11 protein-coding genes are annotated in these 12,839 nt (G+C 67.9%); 2 read left to right on the top strand and 9 right to left on the bottom strand.

Features of this window, described 5'->3' with window-relative positions; genetic code table 11:
• Positions 1-106: 106 nt before the first annotated feature.
• From hutI to CF70_RS17730, 9 genes are all read right to left on the bottom strand, one after another.
• A complete protein-coding gene (hutI, locus tag CF70_RS17690) occupies positions 107-1,381 on the bottom strand; it encodes an imidazolonepropionase (protein WP_035867317.1) in 1,275 nt (424 codons plus the stop codon).
• Positions 1,378-2,004 carry a HutD family protein gene (locus CF70_RS17695; RefSeq protein WP_035867326.1) on the bottom strand — a complete coding sequence of 209 codons (627 nt, stop codon included), beginning with the start codon at positions 2,002-2,004 and terminating at the stop codon, positions 1,378-1,380. The genes hutI and CF70_RS17695 overlap by 4 nt, the downstream gene beginning before the upstream one ends.
• Positions 2,001-3,722 (bottom strand): urocanate hydratase, encoded by a 1,722-nt coding sequence (gene hutU, locus CF70_RS17700; protein ID WP_051648621.1) that lies wholly within the window; start codon positions 3,720-3,722, stop codon positions 2,001-2,003. The genes CF70_RS17695 and hutU overlap by 4 nt, the downstream gene beginning before the upstream one ends.
• Before the next feature lie 62 nt (positions 3,723-3,784).
• Entirely contained in the window at positions 3,785-5,365 is a 1,581-nt protein-coding gene (gene hutH, locus CF70_RS17705; protein ID WP_035867327.1) for a histidine ammonia-lyase, read from the bottom strand.
• 76 nt (positions 5,366-5,441) lie between these two features.
• The gene (gene hutC, locus CF70_RS17710; RefSeq protein WP_035867329.1) at positions 5,442-6,206 is read right to left on the bottom strand and encodes a histidine utilization repressor; all 765 of its coding nucleotides are present in this window, start codon (positions 6,204-6,206) and stop codon (positions 5,442-5,444) included.
• Positions 6,207-6,221: 15 nt separating this feature from the next.
• Positions 6,222-7,001: an ABC transporter ATP-binding protein gene (locus tag CF70_RS17715; RefSeq protein ID WP_035867332.1), complete on the bottom strand. Its 780-nt coding sequence runs from the start codon at positions 6,999-7,001 to the stop codon at positions 6,222-6,224.
• Positions 6,998-7,870: an ABC transporter permease gene (locus CF70_RS17720; protein ID WP_035867335.1), complete on the bottom strand. Its 873-nt coding sequence runs from the start codon at positions 7,868-7,870 to the stop codon at positions 6,998-7,000. The genes CF70_RS17715 and CF70_RS17720 overlap by 4 nt, the downstream gene beginning before the upstream one ends.
• Positions 7,871-7,883: 13 nt before the next feature.
• Positions 7,884-8,852 carry an ABC transporter substrate-binding protein gene (locus CF70_RS17725; protein WP_051648623.1) on the bottom strand — a complete coding sequence of 323 codons (969 nt, stop codon included), beginning with the start codon at positions 8,850-8,852 and terminating at the stop codon, positions 7,884-7,886.
• 470 nt (positions 8,853-9,322) lie between these two features.
• The gene (locus CF70_RS17730; protein ID WP_035867337.1) at positions 9,323-10,303 is read right to left on the bottom strand and encodes an NAD-dependent epimerase/dehydratase family protein; all 981 of its coding nucleotides are present in this window, start codon (positions 10,301-10,303) and stop codon (positions 9,323-9,325) included.
• Between the two features lie 9 nt (positions 10,304-10,312).
• Here CF70_RS17730 and CF70_RS17735 point away from each other — a divergent pair, with 9 nt between their 5' ends.
• Together CF70_RS17735 and CF70_RS17740 are read left to right on the top strand one after the other, a co-directional pair.
• The gene (locus CF70_RS17735) at positions 10,313-11,383 is read left to right on the top strand and encodes a CDP-6-deoxy-delta-3,4-glucoseen reductase (RefSeq protein ID WP_035867338.1); all 1,071 of its coding nucleotides are present in this window, start codon (positions 10,313-10,315) and stop codon (positions 11,381-11,383) included.
• A 263-nt stretch (positions 11,384-11,646) separates the two neighbouring features.
• A complete protein-coding gene (locus tag CF70_RS17740) occupies positions 11,647-12,834 on the top strand; it encodes an acetylornithine transaminase (protein WP_035867339.1) in 1,188 nt (395 codons plus the stop codon).
• Positions 12,835-12,839: the final 5 nt, after the last annotated feature.

Raw genomic sequence — 12,839 nt, forward strand, 5'->3', positions numbered from 1 at the left:
CCGGCCTGCACCGTGGTGAGGGCGCCGGCCTCGTCCCAGGCCAGCAGGACGTCGCTGGCCCAGCCCGTGGGCAGCAAGGCCTGCGCGGCAAACAGGCTGCCGGCGCTCATGGCCGGGCTCCTTGCGCCGGCGCGGCAGCGGGATAGACCTTGCCCTGCCGCACCACGGCGGCGGCCGGGTTGCGGCCGAACCAGTAAGCCAGTTCCGCCGGCGAGTCGACTTGCCACAGGACGAAATCGGCCGCGCGTCCGGCAGCCAGCAAGCCGTGGCGGTCCGCCGCGCCCAGCGCGCGCGCGGCGTGCGTGGTGACGCCCGCCAGGACTTCGGGCACGGTCAGCCTGAACAGGGTGCACGCCATATTCATCATCAGCAGCAGCGAAGTGACGGGCGAGGTACCAGGATTGTGATCGGTGGAAATGGCCATCGGCACGCCATGCCGGCGCAGCAGTCCGATCGGCGGCAACGTGGTGTCACGCAGGAAATAATAGGCGCCGGGCAGCAGGACCGCCACCGTGCCGGACTCGGCCATCGCCATCACGCCGGCTTCGTCGAGATGCTCCAGGTGATCGGCGGACAGCGCACGGTGGCGCGCTGCCAGCGCACTGCCCCCCAGGTTGCTGAGCTGCTCGGCGTGCAGCTTGACGCGCAGGCCAAGGCGCTCGGCCGCCTGGAAGACGCGCCCGGTCTGCGCCAGGCTGAAGCCGACGGATTCGCAGAAGGCATCGACGGCATCGACCAGGCCTTCCTCGGCCAGCGCGGGCATCATGGTGTCGCACACCAGCGCGATGTAGTCGTCGGCGCGGCCCGCGTATTCCGGCGGCAACGCGTGCGCGCCGAGGAACGTGGTGTGCACCGTTACGCCGAAGGCTTCGCCGAGGCGGCGCGCAACGCGCAACTGCTTGCGCTCGCTGGCGAGGTCAAGGCCATAGCCGGACTTGATCTCCAGCGTTGTCACGCCCTCGGCCAGCAGCGGCGCGAGGCGCGCGGCGGCCAGCGCGAACAGGGTGTCCTCGTCGGCGGCGCGCGTGGCGCGCACGGTGGACACGATGCCGCCGCCGGCGCGGGCGATTTCTTCATAGCCGGCGCCAGCCAGGCGCATGGCGAACTCATCGGCGCGGTGGCCGCCGTACACCAGGTGGGTATGGCAATCGACCAGGCCCGGCGTAATCCACGCATTGCCCGCATCGAAGCGCGGCAGCGCGGCGTAGTCCCGCGGCAGCTCGGCCAACGGGCCCAGCCAGGCAATGCGGCCCTGTTGCACGACCAGTGCCGCGTCGCGGATCGCCTTGGCGGGATCGCCGTCGGGCAGCAGGTGGCAGCGATGCCAGACGCCGTCGGCGGACGAAGGGGAAGCGGCGGCCTGCGCCGGAGTCAGGTTCATTGCGGGTTCTCCATTTCCAGGGTGACGCAAAGGCAGAGCGCGGGCTCGGACATCGCCTGCAGGCGATACGGCGCCGCCACGCCTTCGGCGAACAACATGCCGCCGTCGCTGGCCAGCACGGCCTGCCCGCCTTGGCCGGCGATGCCGTGGCGCCATGCACCCTCAATGACAAACAGCAGCACGACATGCGCGCCGGGGGGAATCGTGAATTCGCGGCGCGCCGCTACGATGCTCGCGCGGCAGGCGCCGCGCCGCGTCATCACATTGAAATCGCGCGTGGCGCCATCCAGCAGTGTCGCCTGCACGCCGCGCTCGCCCGCAAAGGCGAACGGCTCGCCCACGGTATCCAGGCGATGGTTGAAACTGCCATCGTCCGCCAGCAAGCGAACGCCCGCGCCGTCGAGCAGCGCGATCTGGCGGTCGATGCCGGGAAAGGCGGAAAACGGGCCATCGGCGGCGATATCGGCCACGCTCACGCGCCACTGGAAGGCGTCCATGCCGGCGCCCGGTGGCCACGCCGCGATCTCGCGCGTGACGCCGCCGCCGTTTTTCCAGGGTTGCGCAGGCAGGGCGCCGAGCGAGAAGAACTCCAGGCCGCGCGGGCCTTCCATTGCTTCGCTCATGCCCCTGCAGCCTTTGGCACCATCGGCAGGGTTAGGCCCCTCTCGTGCGCGCATTCGATGGCGCTTTCGTAGCCGGCATCGGCATGGCGCATCACACCGGTGGCGGGGTCGTTCCAGAGCACGCGCTCGATACGTTTCGCCGCGGCGTCGGTGCCGTCGCAGACGATCACCACGCCGGAATGCTGCGAGAAGCCCATGCCCACGCCGCCGCCGTGATGCAGGCTGACCCAGGTGGCGCCGCCCGCCGTGTTGAGCAGCGCGTTGAGCAGCGGCCAGTCGGACACCGCATCGGAGCCGTCGCGCATGGCTTCGGTCTCGCGGTTGGGGCTGGCGACCGAGCCGCAATCCAGATGGTCGCGGCCGATCACCACGGGCGCCTTCAGCTCGCCGTTCTTCACCATCTCGTTGAAGGCCAGGCCGGCGCGGTGGCGCTCGTCCAGCCCCACCCAGCAGATGCGCGCGGGCAGGCCCTGGAAGGCGATGCGGTCGCGCGCCATGTCGAGCCAGCGGTGCAGGTGATGGTCTTCGGGGAACAGCTCCTTCATCTTGGCATCGGTCTTGTAGATGTCCTCGGGGTCGCCCGACAGCGCGACCCAGCGGAACGGGCCCTTGCCGCGGCAAAACAGCGGGCGGATATACGCGGGCACAAACCCCGGGAAATCGAAGGCATTGGCCACGCCTTCGTCAAAGGCGACCTGACGGATGTTGTTTCCGTAGTCCAGCGTGGGCACGCCCATCTGCTGGAAGGCCAGCATGGCCTGCACGTGCCTGACGATGGAGGTCCTGGCCGCTGCCTCGACCGACTTCGGATCGGCCGTGCGCGCGGCTTCCCACTGCGCCACGGTCCAGCCCGCCGGCAGGTAGCCGTTGACCAGGTCGTGCGCCGAGGTCTGGTCGGTGACGATGTCCGGGCGCATGCCGCCGGCCTGCGCGCGCTTCACCAGTTCCGGCATGATCTCGGCGGCGTTGCCGAGCAGCCCGACCGAGATGGCCTGCTTGTTGCGCGTGGCCTCTTCGATCATGGCCAGGGCTTCGTCGATGGTGGTCGCCTTCTTGTCGACGTAGCGCGTGCGCAGGCGGAAATCGATGCGTGACTCCTGGCATTCGATCGCCAGCACGCAAGCGCCGGCCAGCACGCCGGCCAGCGTCTGCGCGCCGCCCATGCCGCCCAGGCCGGCGGTGAGGATCCATTTGCCGGAGAGATTGTTGTCGTAGTGCTGGCGGCCGGCTTCGACGAAGGTCTCGAAGGTGCCCTGCACAATGCCTTGCGTGCCGATATAGATCCACGAGCCGGCGGTCATCTGGCCGTACATCATCAGGCCGGCGCGATCCAGCTCGTTGAACTTGTCCCAGGTGGCCCAGTGCGGCACCAGGTTGGAGTTGGCGATCAGCACGCGCGGCGCGTCCGCATGGGTGCGGAACACGCCCACCGGTTTGCCCGACTGGACCAGCAGCGATTCCTCTTCACCCAGGTTGCGCAGGCAGTCGAGGATGGCGTCGAAGCATTCCCAGTTGCGCGCCGCCTTGCCGATGCCGCCGTACACCACGAGGTCCTGCGGGCGCTCGGCCACGTCGGGATCGAGGTTGTTCTGGATCATGCGGTAGGCGGCTTCGATCAGCCAGTTCTTGCAGTGCAGCTCGGTGCCGCGCGGCGCGCGGATCTCGCGCTGGCCGCGCAGGGGTACCGCTTTGGCGAATTGGTGTTCGTTGGCGTTCATGTGGGGTTCTCCTGCCTGTTCAGTTCAGCGGTTCGGCCTGCGTTCGGGATTTTGCGCGCGCATCAAGCCACGCCGGCCTGCGACGGCAGCACCTGGCGTACCGACTCGGGCCAGCCAGCACCCGCATCGCCCTGCTTCACCCACTGCTTCATCGCCTCGATATCCGGCGCGAAGTAGCGGTCGCCTTCCACGAACGCCACGCGCTCGCGAATGCGCGCGATCTCGATCTCGATCAGCGGCGAGGACTCCAGCGGGCGATGGAACTCGATGCCCTGCGCGGCGGCCATGGCTTCGATGCCGACCACCACGGCGGTGTTCTCCGCCATATCGCCCAGGCGGCGCGCGCCATAGGTGGCCATCGACACGTGGTCCTCCTGGTTGGCCGACGTAGGCAAGCTATCCACGCTGGCGGGGTGCGCCAGCGACTTGTTCTCGGAGGCCAGCGCGGCGGCGGTGACCTGCGCGATCATGAAGCCGGAATTGAGACCACCGTCGCGCACCAGGAACGGCGGCAGGCCGGACAGGCCGGAATCGAGCAGCAGCGCGAGGCGGCGCTCGGAGATCGCGCCGATCTCGGCGATGGCCAGGGCGATGATGTCAGCGGCGAAGGCCACCGGCTCGGCGTGGAAGTTGCCGCCCGAGATCACGTCGCCTTGCTCCGGGAACACCAGCGGATTGTCCGACGCGGCATTGGCCTCGATCTGCAGCACGCGCGCGGCATGTTGCAGGTTGTCCAGGCAGGCGCCCATCACCTGCGGCTGGCAGCGGATGGAATACGGGTCCTGCACGCGGCCGCAGGTCACATGCGAATCCACGATCTTGCTGCCGTCGAGCAGCGCGCGCACGGCGCCGGCCACGGCAATCTGCCCGGCCTGGCCGCGCGCGGCATGGATACGGGCGTCGAACGGCTTGACCGAGCCCTTGATGGCTTCCAGCGACAAGGCGCCCGCCACCAGTCCCGCGGCGAAGATGTCCTCGGCGGCAAACAGGCCGGCCAGCGCCAGCGCGGTGGAAACCTGGGTGCCGTTGAGCAGCGCCAGCCCTTCCTTGGGGCCGAGCGTGAACGGCGTCAGCCCGGCATGGGCCAGGCCTTCGGCAGCCGGGCGGCGCACGCCGTCGATCATCACATCGCCCACGCCGATCAGCGTGCACGACATATGCGCCAGCGGCGCGAGATCGCCCGACGCGCCCACCGAGCCCTTGGCGGGAATGCAGGGCGTGACGCCGGAGTTGGCCAGCGCCAGCAGTGCCTCGATGATCTCGGGGCGGATGCCCGAATGGCCGCGCGCCAGGCTCACGGCCTTGATCGCCAGGATCAGGCGCACGGTGTCGGCGGCCAGGTCGGCGCCAGTGCCCACGCTGTGCGACAGCACCAGGTTGCGCTGCAACTCGGCCAGCTTGTCGTGCGGGATGCGCGTCTGGGCCAGCTTGCCGAAACCGGTGTTGATGCCGTAGACCACGGCATCGGCGTCGATGATGTCCTGCACGGTAGCCTGGGACGCGCGCACGCCGGGCCAGGCGGATTCATCCATCGCCAGGCGCACTTCGCCGCGATGGATGCGGCGCAGGTCGGCCAGGGTGACGGAGCCGGGCAGCAAGGTCAGCAGCGGGCGGGAGGCTTGGGTGGCTTGGGTGGCGATCATTTGTATGTCCCTGTCTATACAGCCGGGTTCGTGCATCGGCTGGTGGATCTGAAAAATCAACGGCGGACGGCTGGGTTCAGCCGAAGGCCGGGTTGCCATCGGCGCGGAATCGGCTGCCGAGGCGGTAACGGTTGCCGGGGTGCAGGCAACGTACAAAGGTGACGGGCGTGCCGCCGGTCCAGGTGCGGCGGGTCAGCAAAAGGCACGGCTGGCTGCCGGGCATTTCCAGTTGCGCGGCCTGCTCGGGCGTGGCGGCGATCGCGTCGACCACGTGCTCGATCTGGTCGTAAGGCACATGGCGCAGCAGGTATTCGCCGGGCTTCACCGAGACGAAATCCTGGTTGATAAAGTCCGGCGCCACGCGCGGGTTGACGTAGCGGTCTTCCAGTTGCACCGGCACGCCGTCCTCGCGATGCACGCACACCGAGTGGAACACCGACTCGCCGGTGCGCAGGTCCAGCGCGGCGGCCACTTCGATGGAGGCCGCCACGCGTTCCACCACCATGACGTCGCAGGCGTAGTCGTGGCCACGCATGCGGATCTCGTCCTGCAGGTTGACCACGCTGAGCAGCGTCGACTGCGGCTTGTGCTCGGCCACGAACGTGCCCACGCCGGCCACCCGGACCACCCTGCCCTGCTCGGCCAGCTCGCGCAGCGCGCGGTTCACCGTCATGCGCGACACGCCGAAGCGGGTCACCAGTTCCTGCTCGGACGGCACGCGGTCGCCCGGCTGCCACGCGCGGCTCTGGATATTGCGCGCGATGTACTCCTTCACCTGCTGGTAGAGCGCGGCGGGAGTGGCATCGGGAACGCCCCGGCGGTTGGCGGTGGCAGCTTTCATGGCTTGGCTTGCAACTCAGTGCTCGGCGGAGGCCATGGCCTCGGCGCGGATTTCCTCGGTCAGTACCGCCTTGAGTTCCGAAAACTCCGGCGAGGTCTTGATGGTGTAGTGGCGCGGATGCGGGAAGTCCACATCGATGGTGCGCTTGATGCGGCCGGGCCGTGCGGAGAACACCGCCACGCGGTTGGCCATGAAGATGGCTTCGTCGATATCGTGCGTGACGAACAGCACCGTCTTGCGCGAGGCTTCCCAGATGCCCAGCAGCAGCTCCTGCATCAGCACGCGAGTCTGGTTGTCGAGCGCGCCGAAGGGCTCGTCCAGCAGCAGGATCTTGGGATCGTTGGCCAGCGCCCGGGCAATGGCCGTGCGCTGCTGCATGCCGCCCGAGAGCTGCTTGGGGAAATGATGCTCGAAGCCGCGCAGGCCCACGCGCTGGATAAAGAAGTCGCTGCGCTCGCGCTGCTCCGGCTCGCTCATGCCGCGCTCGCGCAGGCCAAAGCGTACGTTCTGCTCGATGGTCAGCCACGGGAACAGCGTGTACGACTGGAACACCATGCCGCGCTCCGCGCCGGGGCCGGTGACTTCCTGGCCATCGAGCAGCACGCGCCCGGTGGTGGGCGTATCCAGCCCGGCGACGATGCGCAGCAGCGTGGACTTGCCGCAGCCCGAGGGACCGAGGATGGTGACGAAGTCGTTGTCCGCCACCTCGAAATCGGTGGGCTGCAAGGCCAGGGTCTGGCCGCCGCGTGGATTGACGAAGGTACGGGAGACCTGCTGGATGGACAGTGCGCTCATTTGATCGAACTCCACGGGAACAGGCGCTGGTTGGCCAGCTTGAAAGCCAGGTCGGAGACCAGGCCGATACAGCCGATCACGATGATGCCGAAGATGATCTGCCCGGTGTTGAGCAGCGCCTGGCTGTCGGTGATCATGTGGCCGATGCCGGAAGACGAGCCGATCAGCTCGGCCACGATGACGTAGGTCCAGGCCCAGCCCAGCACCAGGCGCAGGATCTCGGCGATCTCCGGCGCGGCGCCGGGAATCAGCACGCGCCGCACGATGCCGCTGCTGTTGGCGCCCAGCGTGTAGGCCGCCTCCACCAGGTCACGCCGCGCGCCGCCCACCGTCACCGCCACCATCAGCACGATCTGGAAGAACGAGCCGATAAAGATCACCAGCACCTTCTGCGCCTCGCCGATGCCGGCCCACAGGATCAGCAGCGGGATGAAGGCCGAGGCCGGCAGGTAGCGGCAGAACGAGACGAAGGGCTCGAAGAATGCCTCCGCCGCCTTGTACGCGCCCATGAAGATGCCCAGCGGCACAGCCAGCGCGGCGGCCAGCACGAAGCCGCCCAGCACGCGCCACACGGTCATGCCGATGTCGCCGATAAAGTTGTACTCGGTGAACAGCAGCACGCCTTCGCGCGCCATGGTCATCGGATCGGCCAGGAAGGTGCGCGGCACCATGCCGCCGAGGGTCACCGCCGCCCACACGCCGAAGAACAGCACGAAGAACCCCAGCCCCAGCACCCAGCGCGCCTGCTGCGAGACCGGTGTCAGCGGCGCGAGCCACGGATGGCGGCGCGCGGCCGCCGGATTCGCCGCGGCGGGAGCGGGCTTTGTAGCTGGATTCGCTGCGGGCGAACCAATGTGAACCTGCGTCATGGCACCAACCTCGTTACTTGATGAAGCGCGCGTCGTACAGGGCCGTAACGTCCGGCACCTGGCGGATCACGCCAATTTCCAGCAGCACCTGCGCCGCTTCCTTGCTGAAGCTGGCCAGCTCGCCGCCGAAGAACTTGCGGTTGGCTTCGCGATCCTGCCAGCGCAGGTAGGCGGACGACTTGGCGAACTGCTCGCCGCTTTGCTTGACCGCCGCGCCCATGATGTCATTGGCCTTGGCCGGGTCTTGCCTGATCATGTCGAGCGCTTCGAAGTAGCTGTCCACCAGCGCCTGCGCGGCCTTGGGATTGTCCTTGAGCCACTTGGGCGCGCAGCCCAGGGTGTCCATCACCATCGGGTAGTCGAGCGTGGTGGCGAGGATCTTGCCCTTGTCCGGGTTCTGGCGCACGGACGACAGGTACGGCTCATACGTCATGGCGGCATCGTTCTGGCCGGAGATGAAGGCCTGCGCGGCTGCCTGCGGCGACAGCGTGGTGGTCTTGACGTCCTTCAGGGTCATGCCGTTCTTCTTGAGCATCCAGGCCAGGCCGAAGTACGGCGCGGTGCCCGGCGCATCCACGCCGACGGTCTTGCCCTTGAGGTCGGCGAAGCCCTTGACGTCGCCGCGCACGGCCAGGCCGTCGGCACCGTAGGACTTGTCCAGCTGCACGATCTGGGTGATGGGCACGCCGTTGGCGTTCCAGGCCACGTGGGTCTCGACCGTGGTGGCCGCGCACTGGATCGCGCCGGAGGCGAGCGCCAGGTGACGGTCCTTCTGCGGAATCATCTTGATGTCGACGTCGACACCGTGCTTCTTGAAGATGCCGGCCTTGTCGGCCAGCGTCAGCGGCGCGAAACCGGTCCACCCGCTCATGCCCAGCGTGACCTGGGTGGCTTGCGCCTGGGCGGCGCCGGCGGCACCCAGCATGGCGACTGCTGCAACGGCGGCGGCTAGCGACTTACCGCTACGGATACGAAATCCCATCTTCCTGGCTCCTTTGGTGTGATGCGAACGAGGCCGCGCCGGCATTGGCGGCGGCCGGATCGCCCGGCTCGGGCGGTGCCGTACTTGCGGCGCCGGTCATTTGCCAGGCAATTTAGCAACCCTGTATATACAAGTCAATGCAGTAGTTAACCCGAGGCGGCAGGCGGAATTGGCGTTGCCGGCACTTGATGCGCGGCAGGCCGCGCATCGGCCACACATCTAGGGAAAACACTACTCCGCGTCATGCGCCGGGCGCACTCTCGCAGGGCGCAAGCGCCGGGATAAGGCACACCGGGTGCACCAAAGCGGTGTCTTTCCGTCAACGAGACATCACTTGCTGTCTATACAGGATCGAGCGGCAACCTCTATGCAAACGACGTGCCACAGAGATTTCAGAGGTACCGTCCGCGGAAGTGCCGGCGGCACCGCCCCCGACGGAGAGACGCTCGGGGCCGCAGCCCCGGCTTCGTTCAGGCGTCGAAGAACGACGCCACGGTGGGATAACGCAGGCGCAGGCGCAACTCGCGTTTGAGGCGGGCATTTTCCAGCCGCCGCGATTCGCTCATGAAGCTGAGCAAGGTGGGCTCGACCGCCTCGCGCAACTGCGCACGGCTCAGGCGCGGCGGGCGCGGCAGGCCGCGGCGGTCGGCCACCAGGTCGAAATAGTCAGCCATGCGCATCTCGGAATCGTCGCTGGCGTGCACCACCCGCTGGGGCCGGCCGCGGAACAGCGCCGCCACCATGGTGCGAGCCAGGTCAAAGGCATGGATGTGGTTGGTATAGACATCGTCCTGCGGCGCCAGCGCCGGCGTGCCTTTGGTCAGGCGGGCCAGCGGCAGCCTGTCCTCGGCATAGATGCCGGGGATGCGCACGATCGAGCTGCGCCAGCCGGCGTGGCGGCCGAAGTCCCGCACGGCGCGCTCGGCCGCCACGCGGCGCCGGGCGCGCGCGGTTTGCGGGCGCACCGCGTGCGATTCCGCCAGCCGGGCGCCGCCGCGGTCGCCGTACACGCCGGAGGTGCTGGCGTAGACAAAGACAGGCCGCGCAGGGCTTGCGGCGGCCCCCCTGCCGCCCCGCTCGGGTAGAATGTCGGGCTTGGCAGACCATCCGCCAGCCCGCGCGGGAGACCGCCGCCAGGCAGCGCGCCGCAATGCGCGCAACAGCGCCAGCGTGCGCGGATCGCCCTCGCCGCGTGCGGGTGGCGGCGCCAGGTGGAGCACCTTGCCGGCCAGGCGGGCAAGGCGCGCCAGCGTGGCGGGCCGGTCCAGGTCGGCTACCAGCGGCACCGCGCCGTTGTCCCGCAATACAGTGCGGCGGGACGGCTGCGAAGTGACGGCAAAGACGCGCCAGCGCGTCGACAGAATACGCAGGCAACGTGTGCCCACATCCCCACAGCCGACGATGAGAAGGCGCGGGCGACCCAGGCGGCGTCGCGACAGATTTTTGCTCATAGAGTGATCATGGCTTATCAAGTTACCGTCATGCCCAGCGGCCGCCAGTTCGAAGCGGCCGCGGACGAAACCATCCTCAGCGCGGCCCTGCGCCACAGCATCGGCCTGCCCTACGGCTGCAAGAACGGCGCGTGCGGATCCTGCAAGGGCCGTGTCACCGCCGGCGGCATCGTCCAGGGCGATCATGCCGCATCTGCGCTTTCCGCGCAGGAGAAAACCGAGGGCCGCGCGCTGTTCTGCTGCGCCACGGCCACCTCGGACGTCACCATCGAATGCCGCGAGGTGCAGGGCGCCGGCGATATTCCCATCAAGAAGATCCCGTGCCGCGTCGCCTCGATGGAGCGCGTGGCCGACGACGTCGTCGTCGCGCGCCTGCAGCTGCCCGCCACCGAGCGCATGCAGTTCCTGGCCGGCCAGTACGTTGAATTCCTGCTGCGCGACGGCAAGCGCCGCAGCTACTCGATCGCCACGCCGCCCCACCAGGAAGGCCCGATCGAGCTGCATATCCGCCATATGCCGGGCGGCACCTTCACCGACTACGTGTTCGGCGCGAAGGACGGCCAGCCGGCCATGAAGGAGCGCGATATCCTGCGCTTCGAGGGCCCGCTGGGCAGCTTCTTCCTGCGCGAGGATTCCGACAAGCCCATCATCCTGCTGGCCTCCGGCACCGGCTTCGCGCCGATCAAGGCCATCGTCGAGCATGCGGTCTACACCGGCATCACCCGCCCGATGACGCTGTACTGGGGCGGCCGCCGCCCGCGCGACCTCTATATGCACACGCTGTGCGAACAATGGGCGCGCGATCTGCCCAACTTCCGCTACGTGCCGGTGATCTCCGACGCGCAGGCCAGCGACGACTGGGACGGCCGCACGGGCTTCGTCCACGAAGCCGTGATGGAAGACCACCCGGACCTGTCCGGCTTCGAGGTCTACGCCTGCGGCGCGCCGGTGATGATCAATGCCGCGCGCAAGGACTTTTCCCTGCGCTGCGACCTGCACGAAGACGCCTTCTTCGCCGACTCGTTCACCTCGGAGGCCGATATGCACCCGGCTCCCGCGGCGGCGGCACCGGCGGCCTGAACGCCACCCGGTCCGTCCCCACGCTGCAACAATGCCCGGCCCGACCAAAATTCGTTTTGACAGCCGGGCGCATGCGCCTTATATTGGCCGCCATGAACTACGCTATCAATCGACGCAGCTACCGTACGTTGCTCCCCACCGGGGTGCCTCGCGGCTGACCGTCCATAGCATCTGTTCAGGTCGACAAGCCACGGGCAACCCCCGTGGCTTTTTGTTTTTCCGCTCTCCTCTCCCCTGTTTCACGCCGACCCCTGGAGTCCGCCATGGCATTTGCTGAGTACCCCGTCCAATCCCTGATGTACATCACCAACCGGCCCGAGCTCGTCTTTACCGAAGGCAAGGGCTCGTGGCTCACGGACCATAACGGCAAGCGATACCTGGACTTCGTGCAAGGCTGGGCGGTCAACTGCCTGGGGCACTCCAACCAGGGCATGATCGACGCGCTGGTGGCGCAGTCGCAAAAGCTGTTCAACCCGAGCCCGGCGTTCTACAACGAGCCCATGCTCAAGCTGGCCAAGCAGCTCACCGACAGCAGCTGCTTCGACAAGGTCTTCTTCGCCAACAGCGGCGCCGAGGCCAACGAAGGCGCGATCAAGCTGGCGCGCAAATGGGGCCGCAAGCACAAGAACGGCGCGTTCGAGATCATCACCATGGACCACAGCTTCCACGGCCGCACGCTCGCCACCATGAGCGCGTCGGGCAAGGCCGGCTGGGACACCATCTTCGCGCCCCAGGTGCCGGGCTTCCCCAAGGCCGACCTGAACGACCTGGCATCGGTGGAAAAGCTGATCAACGACAAGACCGTGGCGATCATGCTGGAGCCGGTGCAGGGCGAAGGCGGCGTGATCCCCGCCTCGCGCGAATTCATGCAAGGCCTGCGCAAGCTGGCCGACAAGCACAAGCTGCTGTTCATCGTCGACGAAGTGCAGACCGGCTGCGGACGCTGTGGCACGATGTTCGCCTATGAGCTGTCGGGCGTGGAACCGGACATCATGACGCTGGGCAAGGGCATCGGCGGCGGCGTGCCTCTGGCGGCGCTGCTGTGCAAGGCTGAAGTGGCCAGCTTCGAGGCCGGCGACCAGGGCGGCACCTACAACGGCAACCCGGTGATGACGGCGGTCGGCAGCGCCGTGATGACGCAACTGACCGCGCCCGGCTTCCTGCAAAGCGTGCAGGAAAAAGGGGCTTACCTGCGCGAGCAATTGCTGGCACTGTCGTCCGAGTTCGGCCTGGGCGGCGAACGCGGCGAAGGCCTGCTGCGCGCGCTGGTGCTCGACAAGGACATCGGCCCGCAGCTGGTGGAAGAAGCGCGCGACATGCAGCCGGAAGGCCTGCTGCTGAACTCGCCGCGCCCCAACCTGCTGCGTTTCATGCCCGCGCTGAACGTGACCACGGAAGAGATCGACCTGATGATCGGCAAGCTGCGCACGCTGCTGAAAAAGCTGGGCTGAGTCTC

The sequence above is a fragment of the Cupriavidus sp. SK-3 genome (assembly GCF_000611145.1).
GTDB lineage: Bacteria > Pseudomonadota > Gammaproteobacteria > Burkholderiales > Burkholderiaceae > Cupriavidus.